Annotated in this window: 15 protein-coding genes; 5 read left to right on the forward strand and 10 right to left on the reverse strand. The window is 51.8% G+C overall.

Annotated elements, in window-relative coordinates; all coding sequences use genetic code 11:
- Window positions 1–344: 344 nt before the first annotated feature.
- The 5 genes from Q7V48_08430 to Q7V48_08450 form a co-directional block, all read right to left on the reverse strand.
- On the reverse strand, window positions 345–1,322 hold the full coding sequence (locus Q7V48_08430; protein MDO9210761.1) for a tripartite tricarboxylate transporter substrate binding protein: 978 nt from the start codon (window positions 1,320–1,322) through the stop codon (window positions 345–347).
- 832 nt (window positions 1,323–2,154) lie between these two features.
- The gene (locus Q7V48_08435; protein MDO9210762.1) at window positions 2,155–2,433 is read right to left on the reverse strand and encodes a hypothetical protein; all 279 of its coding nucleotides are present in this window, start codon (window positions 2,431–2,433) and stop codon (window positions 2,155–2,157) included.
- Window positions 2,434–3,039: 606 nt separating this feature from the next.
- The gene (locus Q7V48_08440) at window positions 3,040–3,783 is read right to left on the reverse strand and encodes a CoA-transferase (protein MDO9210763.1); all 744 of its coding nucleotides are present in this window, start codon (window positions 3,781–3,783) and stop codon (window positions 3,040–3,042) included.
- The gene (locus Q7V48_08445) at window positions 3,776–4,342 is read right to left on the reverse strand and encodes a CoA-transferase (GenBank protein MDO9210764.1); all 567 of its coding nucleotides are present in this window, start codon (window positions 4,340–4,342) and stop codon (window positions 3,776–3,778) included. Before Q7V48_08445 ends, Q7V48_08440 begins: the two co-directional genes overlap by 8 nt.
- Before the next feature lie 6 nt (window positions 4,343–4,348).
- A complete protein-coding gene (locus Q7V48_08450; GenBank protein MDO9210765.1) occupies window positions 4,349–4,654 on the reverse strand; it encodes a hypothetical protein in 306 nt (101 codons plus the stop codon).
- Window positions 4,655–5,093: 439 nt separating this feature from the next.
- Here Q7V48_08450 and Q7V48_08455 point away from each other — a divergent pair, with 439 nt between their 5' ends.
- The 3 genes from Q7V48_08455 (at window position 5,094) to Q7V48_08465 (ending at window position 7,248) form a co-directional block, all read left to right on the forward strand.
- The gene (locus Q7V48_08455; GenBank protein ID MDO9210766.1) at window positions 5,094–5,429 is read left to right on the forward strand and encodes a carboxymuconolactone decarboxylase family protein; all 336 of its coding nucleotides are present in this window, start codon (window positions 5,094–5,096) and stop codon (window positions 5,427–5,429) included.
- 79 nt (window positions 5,430–5,508) lie between these two features.
- Entirely contained in the window at window positions 5,509–6,765 is a 1,257-nt protein-coding gene (gene pcnB, locus Q7V48_08460; protein MDO9210767.1) for a polynucleotide adenylyltransferase PcnB, read from the forward strand.
- Between the two features lie 246 nt (window positions 6,766–7,011).
- Entirely contained in the window at window positions 7,012–7,248 is a 237-nt protein-coding gene (locus Q7V48_08465; GenBank protein ID MDO9210768.1) for a cytoplasmic protein, read from the forward strand.
- 121 nt (window positions 7,249–7,369) lie between these two features.
- On the opposite strand, the gene Q7V48_08470 is transcribed toward Q7V48_08465, so the two are convergent.
- The 3 genes from Q7V48_08470 to Q7V48_08480 form a co-directional block, all read right to left on the reverse strand.
- Entirely contained in the window at window positions 7,370–8,557 is a 1,188-nt protein-coding gene (locus Q7V48_08470; GenBank protein ID MDO9210769.1) for an acetyl-CoA C-acyltransferase, read from the reverse strand.
- 12 nt (window positions 8,558–8,569) lie between these two features.
- On the reverse strand, window positions 8,570–10,975 hold the full coding sequence (locus Q7V48_08475) for a 3-hydroxyacyl-CoA dehydrogenase/enoyl-CoA hydratase family protein (protein ID MDO9210770.1): 2,406 nt from the start codon (window positions 10,973–10,975) through the stop codon (window positions 8,570–8,572).
- Between the two features lie 121 nt (window positions 10,976–11,096).
- Window positions 11,097–11,525, reverse strand: a complete 429-nt coding sequence (locus tag Q7V48_08480) for a MarR family transcriptional regulator (protein MDO9210771.1) — start codon at window positions 11,523–11,525, stop codon at window positions 11,097–11,099.
- 207 nt (window positions 11,526–11,732) lie between these two features.
- Between Q7V48_08480 and pyk the strand changes: the two genes are divergently transcribed.
- Window positions 11,733–13,145, forward strand: a complete 1,413-nt coding sequence (gene pyk / locus Q7V48_08485; GenBank protein MDO9210772.1) for a pyruvate kinase — start codon at window positions 11,733–11,735, stop codon at window positions 13,143–13,145.
- Between the two features lie 35 nt (window positions 13,146–13,180).
- On the opposite strand, the gene Q7V48_08490 is transcribed toward pyk, so the two are convergent.
- Both Q7V48_08490 and Q7V48_08495 read right to left on the reverse strand, forming a co-directional pair.
- Complete coding sequence (locus Q7V48_08490; GenBank protein ID MDO9210773.1) at window positions 13,181–13,741, reverse strand: hypothetical protein; 561 nt, start codon at window positions 13,739–13,741, stop codon at window positions 13,181–13,183.
- A 3-nt stretch (window positions 13,742–13,744) separates the two neighbouring features.
- Window positions 13,745–14,236 (reverse strand): TlpA disulfide reductase family protein, encoded by a 492-nt coding sequence (locus tag Q7V48_08495; GenBank protein MDO9210774.1) that lies wholly within the window; start codon window positions 14,234–14,236, stop codon window positions 13,745–13,747.
- A gap of 358 nt (window positions 14,237–14,594) precedes the next feature.
- On the opposite strand from Q7V48_08495, the gene Q7V48_08500 reads away from it, so the two are divergent.
- On the forward strand, window positions 14,595–14,777 hold the full coding sequence (locus Q7V48_08500) for a hypothetical protein (protein ID MDO9210775.1): 183 nt from the start codon (window positions 14,595–14,597) through the stop codon (window positions 14,775–14,777).
- The last annotated feature ends 222 nt before the right edge of the window (window positions 14,778–14,999 follow it).

The raw sequence follows: 14,999 nt of genomic DNA on the forward strand, positions 1-14,999 counted from the left end.
TTTTCGAAAAATATAAACCTGGACCTCGGGGTCACAGAAGACCCCTTGAATCGCGCCTCTCCCGATGTGGTCTTTCACCTTGCCTTGCGCGGCAGCTTTTAAAGTAAGTGGTTTGTGTCAGTGTCAGTATCAGTATCAGAAAAAAAGGATACGGTTTACAGACAATACCCGCGATTGATAAGAACTCGCTTTGGGGTGGGTTGAATATACAAAAAAGGCAATTGTGTGTCAAGGCACATTGAGCACGGCGTGGAAGGAGACGTTCATCAAAAACATTCCTGGATTCCAGCTTCCGCGGGAATGATGAATAGGAAAATGCGATAGCCGGGGAAACGTTTGTAGCTTCAGTCCGATTTTTTCACTCCCATCTTCTTCAAAAAATCCCTGAACATGGCGTAGTCAGACGGGATTTTCTTCTCCAGTTCCGCCTGGTCTTTGTAATCATAAGGAAGGTCGAAGCTGGCCAGCACCTTTTGAAAGGAAGGCTCTTCCGTTACCTTCCGGATGACTTCCCCCAGCTTTTTGGAGATGGCCGGCGGCATTCCTTTGGGTCCCACCACGATGAGGCCCGCCGGGGGGACGTCCGGACAGCCGAAATCTTTCGGAATCGGAGTGTCCGGATAGAGGGGATTCCGCTTTTCCGCCGTCACCAGCATGAGGAGTCGGAACACCCCCTGTTTGACAAACGTGATCTGGCTGGAGCCGATAGAAAAATCGCAATGCTTGCCCAGGAGGATATTGCTGGCCTCGGATGCCCCCTTCGTGGGGATGTGTTTAAAGGTAAGCCCCTTGCATTCGATGAACCGCTCCAGGGCCAAGTGCTGCCGGGTGTACATCCCCGTCGAACTGTAGGAAAGGCCCGGGTTGGCCTTCGCGTGGGCGATAAACTCCTGGATGTTCTTAATGGGCGAGTCTTTGTGAACCACGACGACCCCGAGGTAATAGGCATAGTAGGAGAGATAGGTAAAATCTTTCAGGGGGTCGTAAGCCAGCTTCTGGAGGTGAGGGCTGACAGTCAGGGCCCCCTCGCTGAGCACCCCCAGGGAATACCCGTCCGGTTTCTTGCTGGCCACGATACCTGCGCAGACCGTGGTTGACCCGCCGGGCTTGTTGTCCACGACGACCGGAACGCCCAACAGTTTTTCCGCGCCGCTGGCGATCGCCCTCGCGCTGACATCGGTGCTGGCGCCGGGCGCGTAGCCGCAGTAGATTGTGATGGGCTTGTCCGGATAGGTCTGGCTGAAAGCCGATGGGCAGAAAGAAACCCCCAGAGCCAACGAGAGACCGGCCAGACAGAAAATTTTGGGATAAGCTCTTGTCACGGAAAACCCCCTCCAGGATTTGATATTTTTTGATAAGAACTCGCTTTTGGGTATTGTGAGTACACTGGGAAGGCAATTGTGTGTCAAGGGAAATTGCGCACAAGATCTTGTGTTTGTTTGGGGCCGTTTCAGCGGGGATTTGGGGGATTTTAGGGGGAGAGGTGGGGAGGGGGTGTTTGCAACGATTTGACGAGGACCGTCAGGCATTTTTGAGGCTCATCGGGGCACACCAGTTCCTCCGGCCCCGTATTCCTGATCTTTACGACTGAAGGTAAGCATCCCAGGGATAGTCGGGGTCACGATATTCGAGAAAGGTTCTTTCCTTACGCTCGCCCTTTCGCTATGCTAAGAAATGAAGTGTAAAGCACTGAAAGGAAAATAGTGTGTGTGGCCATGGAGGGATGGATTAACGCTCCGGGAAGAGGTTTTTTCATTCTGCATCGGCGATAGGCCATTTAACAAATAGACTTAAAGAAACCATAGCAGGTGCATGCGTTGTAATTACGAGACGTACTTATGAGGATATACCCCCATCATTCCCGCACAAATCCGATAGGCCTCTTTTTACGGTCAGACGGAATCATGAGCTGACGGATGGCGTCAAAGACCGTCCGAAACTGAACGTCATATTTCTTCTCAAGATTATCGAAGCGTTTTGTCAGATCCTTGTGCGATGAGATCATTTCCCGCAGCTTTACGAAGGCCCGGACAACATATAATGCTTACCTCAACAGCACGGGCAAAGCTAGAGAGTCTCAACGCTGTACACGAGTACTAAATGTACGCTGTTGAGACCCGATCTCCCCGCATCTTCTTCTCAGATGCCCCACATCTATTTTTTTTGCCGTTCAAAACAGACGACTCCAACAGTCCCGAATCTGTTTCCAGTTGTATATTCTGAAAGGTACACCATCCGCCAGCCATCATATTTAGAAAATGCTTGTTTCATTTCTTTTGCATCTCTCATATCACTGGGTTCGCATCGAGTCTCCATGGATGCGTTCTCATGATCTGATCCTCTCAGGACTGCCGAGATAATTGCTGGTTGACAACCTGTCATTGTGCTCAACATTGTGCTCAATAACAACATAACAAACAATAATTTCTTCATAAACTGCCCTCCCTTTCCTTTCGTGATTATTGCAGATCAGAATCTGCAATTCCAGAATATCAACAGTTCCAGTCAGACCTCAATACAGCCATGCGCACCCTGCATGACATATCACAATCTGTGGTCCCGAAATCCTCTCTCGCCAGCAAAAATCACCTCATCTTCAACGTCGAAATCGCCACCAGCGCCAGGATGATGGTGATGATCCAGTCTGATATCTGTCTGATAAGAACTCGCTTTTGGGTGAATGGAATATAGCAAAAGCGAAGTTGTATGTCAAGCGCAAAAAACCAGGGAAAAGTTGGGGACTTTTTTTATAAAACCCTCAACACCCCCCTAACATACTGGCTTCAAAAAGGATTTTTACCCCTACTTCTTATGGCAGAATTTGAGTTTATGAGGTAACAAGGGCGAGCATAGTGAAAAGGGGACGCCCTTAAATAATTCAATTGGCGCAGGGTGGGTTGATACGCAATCTTGGTGGCTGGGCAGAAGCAGAGAAAAGGGGACCTTGGTTATAAAACAACTTACGGAGTTAATGTTAAAGGGTGACTCCGTTTCCACTGCCCCCTTTTCGTTTTCGCTGACGCCCTGGTATGATTAATTTTAATCTGGCCGGATCTTGGTCTGGGCGAATTCAGGGTAGATGTGTTCCAGCTTTTGCCGGACTACGGTTCTCAGGACTGAGAGTTCCCGCTCTGTGGGAGGGGGGGTAATCTTGAAGGAGCTTGAAATTTCCAGAGGAAACCCCGTATTCTCTTGTACCTCTTCCACCGTGGAACCCGGGTGAACGGCCTCCAAGGCCCACCCTTTATGCGCGCTATCCCAACCCAATACTGCTTTGGGAGTTACGACCAGGGTAGGACCTCCTTCGCGATAAACGCTCTCCGGGGTCGATCCAGCCGCGGTAACGAAATCTACCTTCTCAACAAAGGTTCTGCGGGAATGCTCGGTGCGGAAAAGAATAACCCGATGCGCCATATAATAAAGCATGGCCGACCCGTAGGCACCCGGCAGCCTCATCTGCGGGGAGTGATAGTCACCGAGGACATGGAGGTTAATGTTTCCATGCCGGTCCATCTGGATGCCGCTAAGAAAAAATAAATCTAAATCCCCCCTCTGCGCGAGAAAATGCAGTTCGCTGCTGCCGGCGGGAAAAGGATAATATTCTTTACTTCCCAGGATGATGAGGGTGATATGGGGAGCCTGGAGCTGCTCTGCCAGAATGCATCCTGCTGCCGGAATGGGTGAGGCCGCTCCCACGCCAATGGTTTCGAAGTCGCGCACCTCCCGGGAAATGATAACCGCCATCAACTCTTCCGGGGTGCAAATTGTAACCTGATCAGACATTTATTTTCTTCGCCCGCAGTGGGTTTATGACTCCTACCCGTTGCAAGTATTCTTGGTGGTTTTTTACACCCCCCACGTATCGCTCTAAATAATTTTTGAATTTTTTCTCTTCTTGCGCAGCCTCGATGTACTCCCGTAAATGGGCATCATCTAAGTTGTATAAAAGACCACAGGCACATGGATGAGCCCCCCAAGGGACATGGACAACCACGTCCACATCAATGGCGGGAAGAAAGGTGTTGTCTACCCCATCGCGAATCGTTAGCTCTTTGTCCCTTATCTCCTCGGCAGTAACCACTACCCGCCGGGCAGCCCGGGCCATCATCAGGTCATCCCGCAACCCTGGGGTTAGGGTATTGCCCCAGCGGTCGGCCTTAAGGGCATGAAAAACAGCCACATCAGGGCGGATCGGCTGGGCAACCACTACTTTTTCCTCCGGGTGAAAAGGATTGGTAATTACCTGAAGGTCCGGACGATTTTTTAAAATATCCGTACCCATAAGCCCGCGTACGGCCACAAAGGGAACGCCCATGGATCCAGCCTGGACCATGGAATTCATAACCCCTCAGGTGTTGTCCTTCATTTTTAAGCTACCGCCTCGCAGGGCCCTCTGAAAGTTAGGGGCCGGGCCATATCCTCCCAGGGAATGGTGACAGGCCTCATATTCGGCCACGGCTCCCGCCCCGATGAGGAGATCAACGTTCAGACTCCCTCCCGTTAAAGCGGCCACCCGCAGATTTTTACTGCCGAGCCGCACAAGCTCCCGCAGAAAGGCCATGGGGGCGTTTTCCAAGGAGGACGTAAGCCCCAGCAGGTACCCGTCTTTGACCAAGCGGGCAGCTTCTTCAAGAGACGTGAGTTTTTCCTTCATCCCACCTCGCTTCATCCCAGGGAATTTATAAAAACTTTAATTAATCCCTATCTTCAAATTTTTTTAATGTCAAGTCTAAAAAGCGAACTCGCCCACCTCCATATTTAAAGGTTGGGTTTACATCCCAGGTGGTACGCTGGTCCGGGCGGGGAGTCCCGCCTGAGGCGGGATTGGCCAAATGAGGCGGCATTCCTTCCAGGGGATATGGCGGGAAACGGAATAAAGGTGTTTCTGGGCCGATTTTGCCGGCGCCAGGGGCTCTTCCCGCCCGGACTACAACAAAAGTGGTTCTAAAAAAATGGGGGAGTGAGCAAAAAGCGAATGTTCAAAAATTCCAGCTGCGGGTTTCCTGTTTGGGTTTGAAAAACTATAACCTTGCAACAGAGATTCTGTTATAATCGGAGCACTCCCATTTTTTAAATAAAGAAAGGAGCATGCTATGAGCGAATATTTCTACTCCCTCGACGCCCGGAAACATTACAAAGATCTGATGGATGCCCAAAAGGATATGTTCCAGGCTTTTCTCAACTTCAACAACGAGATTTTTGAAAAAGAGAGCGCTCTTCCCAGAAAGTTGAAAGAACTTATTGCCATTGCCGTGGCCCATACAACCCAATGCCCGTATTGTATCGAGTCCCACGTAAAAGCCGCTAAAAAAGCGGGGGCGACCCACCCGGAGATCGCCGAAGCTATTTTTATAGCCGCCGCCCTGAGGGCCGGAGGGGCCTTTGCCCACTCGACCATTGCCATGGGTGCGCTCAAAGAGATCCCTTGACAAACCTCTTTCGATCCGTTAAAAAATTTAACAGAGTAGGAATCTGCTCCATTTTCGAGTAAGACGAAGCCCAATCGTAATGGATGAACAACCTGTCCCGCGTATTCTCCCCCGTCAAGAGCATCCCCTTTCCCGCAGTTTCATCGACCCGGATGCCCTGAAAATTCTCTACCGGCTCCACCACCAAGGGTTTCGAGCCTATCTCGTTGGGGGATGCGTACGCGATTTGTTGCTGGGCAAAACCCCCAAGGACTTTGATGTGGCCACAGACGCCCATCCGCAACAAATTCGTGAGCTCTTCCGCAATTCCCGGTTGATCGGGCGCCGATTCCGCCTGGCTCATATTTTTTTCAAGAACAACAAATTCATCGAAGTCTCCACCTTCCGCCGGCGTTCCGAGTTCGAGGAGGAAGGGGAAAAGGACCCTCCCCATTCTGATAACACCTTCGGTACGCCTTCTGAAGATGCCTTCCGCCGGGATATCACCATTAATGGAATCTTTTACAATATTGCTGATTTTTCCCTGATCGACTATGTCGGTGGGCTGGAGGATTTACGCCGGAAAATTATCCGCTGTATCGGAGATCCAGAGGAAAAATTCATAAGTGACCCGGTGCGTATGATCCGGGTCATCCGGCACGCCGCCCGCACCGGTTTCACCATCGAAGAAAAAACCTATCGGTCCTTGATTGGCCACGTGGAAAAGCTCCGTCTATGCTCGCCAGCCCGGGTGCGGGAGGAATTTCTGAGGGAGCTTCGGGAAGGGTCGCTGGAAGAATCCATGAAGATGATGCTGGCCAGCGGCATGCTCTTTTCCCTCTTCCCCTCGTTCTCCCAGCCCTTTGCCGAAGCATGGCAAAAGGAATATTTTATCAAAATCATCACCGCGATCGATGATCTTAGTTCATCGGGAAAAGTTCCGTCGGAGGAATTTTGCCTGGCTCTCTTCCTCCTGCCCTGCCTGGGATTCTATTGCCCGCCGGATGGTTTCCCACCCGGCCGTAGGGGGCAGGCTCTCTTTCAGCAAAAGGTCAGGGAATGGGTCACGGAAACAATGAGGCCGCTGCAGTTCACCCGGCAGGCCAAGGAAGCAGCCATTTACCTGCTTGGTTCCCAGAGAATCTTCCGCGAATTTCTGCCGGAGCGAAAACTTCCTTTGCGCTTTATGCGCCAGCCTTATTTCTCCCAGGCTCTCCATCTCTTCGAGATTGAAGCCCGGGCCCGGGGGGAAGGACCCGCAGGGCTTTCCTGGCCAACCGGGGAAAGGACACCTCCGTGGAAGAGAAGGAAAAAGAGCCACCGGGGTCCTGGGAGTGGTCTTTTTTTCAAGGGTTAAAAAGCATGACCAAACTTACCCGGGGCAAGGAAATCAAAAAAAGGTTGTCGTCAAAAATAAATCCATGTTATAAAAAATAGGGAAAAAATCGATGAATAAAAAGCGCTGGGCCATAATCCCAATTTAAAAAAATTCCCGTCTTCTGGGCACCTCCGCTGTACAAGTCATGAAACCCGAGATGGGAACTTACCCCCAAGTTTTTTACATCGATCTGGAAATTGACATCGTCGGAGCCAAAGGAAGCACATGAAAGCGCATAACCCCCCCCAGGCCCGCTCTCCTAAGAAGCCCCAGGCCTCCTATGAACAGTTTGAAGCCAGTTCCCTTTTTTGCCCTCGCTGCCGCCAAGCTATGCCTGTACGCAAGCGCCTTCTTCTGATCCTCCCGGATGGAGACAAATACGAATACCTCTGCGCGTACTGCTCTCACTCTCTCGGAACCAAGATGGATTATGAGGAAAGGGAGGTTCGCCTCCTGGTTTAAAACTTTTTCCACCCTGTATTTTTGTTTTTACCTCACCTTGGCGGGGCGGATTTAAAACTTTGCCGGCTTCTTTTTTCCCAATAAAATATAAAAAATTCTCTTTTTTCTTGCTTTAAATGTTTTAATAGTTAGGTTCTCTCTCAAAGACCGCAGCCGCACCCATCCCGAAGCCGATACACATAGACACGACTCCATAGCGGGCCTGGCGACGTTTCATCTCGTGCACCAGCGTAGTGGTCAGGCGCCCTCCACTGTTGCCCAGGGCATGGCCCAGCGCAATCGCCCCGCCGTTGACATTGACCTTATCCAAGTTCAGGCCCAGGGTCCGGCAGCAATACAAGGCCTGCGAGGCAAAGGCCTCATTCAATTCAAAGAGGTCGATCTGGTCCAGGTTCACCCCTGCAAATTTGAGAGCTTTGGGAATGGCCTCTACCGGCCCGATCCCCATGATCTCCGGAGGAACCCCGGCCGCGGCAAAAGACCGGAAGGTGGCCATAGGCTGGAGGCCTAAGGACTTGGCTTTTTCCTTGGCCATGATCACCACGGCGGAAGCTCCGTCGTTCAAGGGAGAGGAATTGCCCGGGGTTACGGATCCCGTCGTGGAAAAGGCCGGGCGCAGCTTGCTCAGGGCTTCCAGGGAGGTATCTGCCCGCACCCCTTCATCGGTGTCAAAAACGAATTCCCGGTAAGTTACCTTCCCATCCTCGGAGACCTCCTGGGTCCTCACTTTAATCGGCAGGATTTCATCTTTGAACCTTCCCGTCTTGATCGCCGCCGCAGCTTTCTGGTGGCTTTTCAGGGCAAAGGCATCCTGCTCCTCCCGGTTGATCCCAAATTTCTTAGCCACATTTTCCGCGGTGACCCCCATGGCCGTATAGCCCTCGGGATAGGTCTCGATGAGCTTGAGGTTGGGTACGGTCTTGTTCCCGCCCATGGGAACCATGGACATGGATTCCACTCCCCCAGCGATGATCACATCGGCAAAACCGCACATGATGTGTTCAGCCCCAATGGCAATGGCTTGGAGCCCGGAGGAGCAGAAGCGATTGACGGTCTGCCCTGGCACAGTGTACGGCAGGCCGGCAATGTAGCAGATTAAGCGAGCGACGTTCAGCCCCTGTTCCGCTTCGGGGAAACTACAACCCATGACCACGTCATCCACTTCCTCTGGTTTCAGCCCGGCGGCCCGGTTCAAAGCTTCCTTCACCACCCACCCTGCCATGTCATCCGGGCGGGTATTGCGCAAGCTTCCCCGGGGAGCACGGCCGACAGCGGTTCGAACTGCAGAAACGATAACAGCTTCTCTCATGGTCTCCTCCTTCTAATTCCTCAGCGGCTTGTTAGTCTTGAGCATATGGGTGATGCGCTCCTGGGTCTTCTTCTCGCCGCAGAGGCTGACAAAGGCTTCCCGCTCAAGGTCTAACATTTGCTGTTCCGTTATCATGGCCCCGGTCAAGACATCTCCGCCGGTGAGGATGTAGGCCAATTTGCCGGCTATGAACTCTTCGTGTTCCGTTATGAAACCACCCTGGCGCATGGTGTTGGCCATTAACTTGATGGCCGCCCGTCCGCCGTCTCCCGCTACCGGAATCAGCTTGGGCCGAGGTGGTTTGAACCCTTCCTGGACCATGGCCAAAACGGTCTGCTTGGCGTCGTAAAGCAGATGGTCCCCATTGACCGTCACTTTGTCCGTAGGACGCAGGAAGCCCAGTTTCCGGGCCTCCTCGGCGCTGGTGGAGACTTTAGCCATGGCAATGTTCTCAAAGGCTTTCCGCAAGAAGGGGAGCAGGTCCACGTTCACCCCATCGGGAATGCCCTCGATGCATCGGATATATACCTCTTTATTCCCGGCAGCTCCCGGCAGGAGCCCCACGGCGATCTCCACCTGGCCCATGTACGTCTCCAAGGCGGCCACGATCCGGTGGCTGGATAAGCAGACTTCGCAACCCCCCCCCAGAGCCATGTTATGGGGGGCAGCCACGATGGGTTTTTCAAAATATTTCATGGCCATCATGGCATCTTGGATAGCTTTGATCGCAGCCTCGATGCCCGCCCAGTTGGACTTCACAATCTCACCCACGAGCATGAGCAGGTTGGCCCCCACGGAAAATCTTTCCGCGTGGTTGCCAATGACCATGCCGACGAAGTCTTTTTCCACGATCTTTAAAGACTCGTGGATCATCTCGATGATCTCCTGCCCGATGGCATTCATGTAGGTATGGAATTCCAGGCAAGCCACGCCGTCTCCCATGTCGATCAGGCTGGCGCCGGCATTGGACTTGACGACCTTATTGCGCTCCTTCAGGGAGGGCAGGAGGATGATCTCCGGCTTCTCCGGAACCTTCTTATATTGCCCGGTCTTCAGGTCAAAGAAATAGAGCTGGCCCTCTTTCTTCTGGTAAAAAGATTTTTTCTTCTCGGCCAGAAGGCTCTTCACCAGAGGCGGTAGGTCTTTACCCTCTTGCTTCATCCGGGCTACCGATTCCTCAACTCCGAGGGCATCCCAGGATTCGAAAGGCCCTGCTTCATAGTTGAAGCCCCACTTTACGGCATTGTCGACATTGTAAATATCATCGGCGATCTCTGGAATCCTCCGGGCCGCATAGAGGAGGGATTCGCTGGTGATTTTCCAGGCCAACTGGCCCGCCCGGTCCTCGGCATAAATCAGGGCCTTGGCCTTGGCGGCCGCATTCGAAGCTGCCTTGGCCGCGTCCAGGGAGGGGTATTTGACCTTCTGAGCGGGACGATACTCCAAGGTTTTATAATCCAGCGCCAATTTCTCTTTTCCCGCCTCCGACTTGATCCGTTTGTAAAAACCCTGGCCCGTCTTGTTGCCGAGCCAGTTCTTTTCAATCATCTTCTGGACAAAATCGGGGATCTTGAATACTTCCCGCATCTCATCTTTGGTTGCGTTCTCATACAGATTCTTGGCCACGTGGGCAAAGGTATCCAGGCCCACCAGATCCGTAGTCCCGAAAGCAGCGCTCTTCGGCCGGCCCATGGGCGGACCGGTAATGGCGTCCACTTCCTCAATGGAATAGCCGTCCTCGGCCATGATCTTCATCAAATAGAGCATGCCGAAGATTCCAATCCGGTTGGCGATGAAGTTGGGGGAATCCTTGGCATAGACGATCCCTTTCCCCAGGACTCGCTCCCCAAAGTAAGCAATGAACGCCACCACTTCCGGCAGGGTCTGCGCAATCGGGACAATCTCCAACAGTTTCATGTAGCGGGGGGGGTTGAAAAAATGGGTGCCCAGGAAGTGCTGCTTGAACTCCAGGTCCATCCCTGTACAGATGTCTTTGATGGGAATCCCGGAGGTGTTGGAACTTACGATGGTACCCGGCTTGCGCTCGGCGGCCACTTTTTTGAAAAGCTCCTGTTTAATCTTCAGGTTCTCCACCACCACTTCGATGATCCAGTCGACCTCCGCCAGGCGAGAGAGATGGTCTTCGAAGTTGCCCACTTCAATCAGGCTGGCGAATTCAGGAACAGCCAGGGCTGCAGGACGCATCCGGAGTAAATTTTGCTTCCCATTTACGGCCAGGCGGTTCCGGACCGCCGCGTCCTTGAGGGTCAAACCTTTCTTCTCTTCCTCCGGGGTCAGTTTGTTGGGAACAATATCTAACATGAGGGAAGGAATGCCCACGTTGGCCAGGTGGGCAGCAATGGTTGCTCCCATTACCCCAGATCCCAGCACTGCTACTTTTTTGATTTTCTTTTCCATGCTTCCTCCGATCTGAAAGGGGAACGTCTAACCCTTCCGGGGTGTATCGATGTTTCCAGTTTCCCAAAAAACACTCCGCCGCGGAGCAAATATTTTGACCTTCTTCGTCACCTCCTCTTCTTCACTCGGCGTTTTGAACAAGCTGCTTGCAGATCTCGATGGCTTTCTGCAAATCTTTTTCGGCAATTCCCCTGGTCAAATGTTGGTAAGCTCGGTTGACCACTCGATCCAGCTTCTTTTCCAACTCTTTTCCCCGGGCCGTAAGACATATTCGATAAGCCCGCCGGTCCGTGGGGTGGTCCTCCCGCCGCAGGAGTCCGGCCCCTTCCATCCGGTCGATCAAACTCGTCATGGTCGATTTCTCCAGCTGGGCTTTTTCTCCCAGGTCGCTGATGCTCATGCCGTCGTTTTCCCATAAGGCATGGAGAACAGCGAAATAGGCCACGGAGATATCGGTAAGCTCACTTTCCCGCAGCATCCGGTTTACAAAATTATTCATCGCCCAAGTCGCTCTGGAAAGGAGAAATCCCACCTGGTATTCCATCTTCATTGATTTGCCCTCTTTGCCCCCATCATCTCATTCATTCATTGCCAGAAATAAAAAGTTCGGTAGCATACTATATGAGTCAAAACTATAAGTCAAGCAAATTATCGGACTAAAAATTTCGGATGTCGGATTGGTGATTGCAACGAATTTATTCTTGACTATTATCCCCCAAAGTCGATAATTTTCTAAGAGGGTGAGAAAGGAGAAATCATGCGTAAAACCAAAATTGTCTGTACCATCGGCCCCGCCAGCCAATCCAGAGAGGTTCTCAGGCGTATGATCCTCAAGGGCATGGACGTCGCCCGCCTGAATTTTTCTCATGGCTCTCAGGAAAGTCACGGCCAAACCTACTTCCTCCTGAGAAAACTGGCGGAAAGCTTAGGGAAACCTCTGGCCATTCTCCAGGACCTCCAAGGGCCGAAAATGCGCATTGGCACGGTTAGCAATGGGCAAACCCTTCTCAAGAAAGGATCCACCTTCATTCTGACAACCCGCCAGACCCTTGGATCTGCCCAGCGGGTGTACACCACTTACCGTCATCTGCCTCAAGATGTAAAGCCGGGTGACCCAGTTTTACTCGGTGATGGCTACCTGCGGGTGCGCGTGAAGGAAGTGAGGGGGACAGAAGTCATAACCGAAGTAGTGGAAGGGGGCATGTTGAAGGACCGTATGGGCATTAATCTCCCGGGGACGAATCTCTCCGCGCCCTCCCTTACTTCCAAGGATCTGAAAGATTTGGCTTTCGGCCTTTCTTTGGGAGTGGATTATGTGGGCATGTCCTTTGTCCGGCAGGCTCAGGACATCCAGGGCATCAAAAGAGCCATGGCCCGATTGGGAAGAGAGGTTCCCGTGATCGCTAAACTGGAACGGCCTGAGGCCATTTCCAACCTCGGCGACATCCTGAAGGCTGCCGATGGGGTAATGGTGGCCCGCGGGGACCTGGGAGTGGAAATGCCCTTAGCCCAGGTCCCCATTCTCCAGAAAGAAATTATCAAGCAGGCCAACCAGCAAAGGCGTTTGGTCATCACAGCTACCGAGATGCTGGAATCCATGATCGAACACTCACGGCCTACGCGGGCGGAAGCTTCGGACGTAGCCAACGCCATATTCGACGGAACCGATGCCGTGATGCTCTCGGGCGAGACGGCTGCAGGAAAATATCCAGAAAAAGCTTTGACCATGATGGCGGAGATTGCCTCGACAGCAGAATCGTGCCCCCTCTTTTCCAAGGCTGAACTTTTGAACTCCCCCCAGCAAGACTCCATCCCGGATGCAGTGGCTCAAGCTGCTGTTCAGGCTGCGGAACGCTTGCAGGCCCGGGTAATCGTGGCTTTTACCCAATCCGGGGCCACTGCCCTTTTCGTCTCCAAATACCGCCCCTCGCCCCCCATCATCGCTTTCACCCCCCACGAGGAAGTTTGCCGGCGCATGAGCTTATATTGGGGGGTGTTCCCCAAAATAATGCGGCCTATCGTCAGTACGGACCGTCTTATCGATGAGGTGGAAAAAACTCTTCTCCAGGGAAAGTTGGTGAAGCGCGGGGATACCATTGTACTCTTGATGGGAGCCCCGATTTATAAGAAGGGGACAACGAATTTGCTGAAGATTCTCCGCGTGCTTTAAAAAAAGCAGCTGGTCCAAGCAGAGAGCTCACTGCCTCAATCTTTTTTCGGGGCCAACAGCAGGAGGAGCTCCTGTTGGAGGGCCAAACCCCACTCGGTACGTTCTGATTCCAAGGAACGCCTGACCAAAGACAGGGCCCGCTTCCAATTGCGGTACGCCGTTCTCTTGCGCCCCATGGCATCGTGGATTCGCCCCATTTTTAAGTGGTTGTCGGCCACAAGCAGGTTGGGGAAGAAAAGGATGCTGGTCCCTTTGAAGAGGTTGTATTCGGCTGAATCACTGTCTATATACTCCAGAAGAGTGGAAAAAAGCTCATTGGAAGAAAAATATAATTTCATCGCCACCGGGTAACCCTTTTCCTGAAATTCTTTTTCTGCTTTCGCCTTCTGCTGCACACCTCCACGGTAGAAATCACGAAGCTCCTTGGCATTCTCCCGGGTCACCTCCAGTCCTTCATTTTCCTCGAAGACTGCTTCCAGGTTTACCTCTTGCAGGATAATCAAGCGTAAATTCCCTGGAGGCGGAGTGGTAGCACAGCCATGGATGGCCCCCCAGGCCAAAATCCCAAAAAGGACGAATAAATTTCTTATCCTCATGCCTCATCTTTCATGGAGTAGCTGCTCAATGATTCCCTTGGCCTCTGCATCGGTCCAATCCACGGCCCCCACGGAGCGACAACGTACAATCCCTTGACGGTCAATGAGGTAGGTTGTCGGATGAGCCCAGACACCAAAAAGGCGCCCAACTTTCCCCTTTTTATCCAAGAGGATGGAAAATTGCGAAGGTTTCTTCTCCAAAAACTTCAGAATGGTCTCCCGGCTTTCCTTGGTGTCGATACGGAATAACCCAAAACCCTGGGAGCGGTACTGGTTATATAGCGAATGAAGAGAAGGAGCCTCCTTCCGGCAATTCGGTCACCAAGTGGCCCAGAAGTTGAGAAGGACGACCTGACCCCGATAATCCCGTATGTTCACCATTTTCCCTTGGAGATCTTCCAGGGAAAAATCCGGAGCACCTATTTGCCCCACATAGGTATGAAAAATACTTGGCGAGGCCCAGCTGCGAGTGAACTTCCCTTCAGAACCTTGCATCCAAAAGAAGAGGGCGCAAAAAAGGACGATCCACCATTTCACCATCTGCCCCATTCCTTTTCCTTGTCCTTCCTTCATACCCACCATTGATGTTGGACACATTATTTTTTTTATAACACAGGAGGCCACGACCGGCAAGCCTTTTCCGGGGATTCTCCGGTTATCTAAGCCGCCATCCTTCAGCCGGGAGGAAACCTATTTTTAATCAAATTTTTCCCTTGACTAAAAAAACAACTTTTGTTAGCTTATTTTGTAATAATAAAGAGGGCCGTTGGGTCTATCTTTGGTTTTTTTTCTTCAAGAACCTTCTGTCGAAGGGAAAGTTCTTCGTTGCCCATTTTGTAATATAGAAAGATATATGCCCAAAGAAAGGAGGGGAAGGGGAGTGAAGAAGCTGATGAGTATGGTCTTGACATTAGCGGTCTTAGCGGCATTTACCTTTGGTTGCGCCAGCTATGTAACCAAAGAGCAAAAAGTGAAATGCCCGAAGTGTGGAGCAATCTTTACGGTTGATGAAGGAATGAGGTTCCTTTCGCCTTAAAAGGAAAATTTTTAAAGGTCATTTCATGGGCTGAGATTGTAAAGCTCCCAATTTTATGAAAAGAATACCTCCAGGGGAAGGACCAAAGTTCTTCCCCTCTTTTTTTCCGATCTTTTTAACCTTTTTTCTCGTCCTGATTCCCGGCTTCTTTTTTCCCGCTCCGCAAGCCGCCGCTCAGAGAGCCGAGAAAGAAGGGCTTTCGCGATTCGACCGTCTGGCCCA

The organism is Deltaproteobacteria bacterium, from assembly GCA_030654105.1.
Lineage (GTDB): Bacteria > Desulfobacterota > SM23-61 > SM23-61 > SM23-61 > JAHJQK01.

Bases quoted from the DNA above. Each gene is read 5' to 3' on its own strand.
- Q7V48_08435 (MDO9210762.1), bottom strand. From the start codon at position 2,433: ATGAAGAAATTATTGTTTGTTATGTTGTTATTGAGCACAATGTTGAGC.
- Q7V48_08440 (MDO9210763.1), bottom strand. From the start codon at position 3,783: ATGTCTGATCAGGTTACAATTTGCACCCCGGAAGAGTTGATGGCGGTT.
- Q7V48_08445 (MDO9210764.1), bottom strand. From the start codon at position 4,342: ATGAATTCCATGGTCCAGGCTGGATCCATGGGCGTTCCCTTTGTGGCC.
- Q7V48_08450 (MDO9210765.1), bottom strand. From the start codon at position 4,654: ATGAAGGAAAAACTCACGTCTCTTGAAGAAGCTGCCCGCTTGGTCAAA.
- Q7V48_08455 (MDO9210766.1), top strand. From the start codon at position 5,094: ATGAGCGAATATTTCTACTCCCTCGACGCCCGGAAACATTACAAAGAT.
- pcnB (MDO9210767.1), top strand. From the start codon at position 5,509: ATGGATGAACAACCTGTCCCGCGTATTCTCCCCCGTCAAGAGCATCCC.
- Q7V48_08465 (MDO9210768.1), top strand. From the start codon at position 7,012: ATGAAAGCGCATAACCCCCCCCAGGCCCGCTCTCCTAAGAAGCCCCAG.
- Q7V48_08470 (MDO9210769.1), bottom strand. From the start codon at position 8,557: ATGAGAGAAGCTGTTATCGTTTCTGCAGTTCGAACCGCTGTCGGCCGT.
- Q7V48_08475 (MDO9210770.1), bottom strand. From the start codon at position 10,975: ATGGAAAAGAAAATCAAAAAAGTAGCAGTGCTGGGATCTGGGGTAATG.
- Q7V48_08480 (MDO9210771.1), bottom strand. From the start codon at position 11,525: ATGAAGATGGAATACCAGGTGGGATTTCTCCTTTCCAGAGCGACTTGG.
- pyk (MDO9210772.1), top strand. From the start codon at position 11,733: ATGCGTAAAACCAAAATTGTCTGTACCATCGGCCCCGCCAGCCAATCC.
- Q7V48_08490 (MDO9210773.1), bottom strand. From the start codon at position 13,741: ATGAGGATAAGAAATTTATTCGTCCTTTTTGGGATTTTGGCCTGGGGG.
- Q7V48_08500 (MDO9210775.1), top strand. From the start codon at position 14,595: ATGCCCAAAGAAAGGAGGGGAAGGGGAGTGAAGAAGCTGATGAGTATG.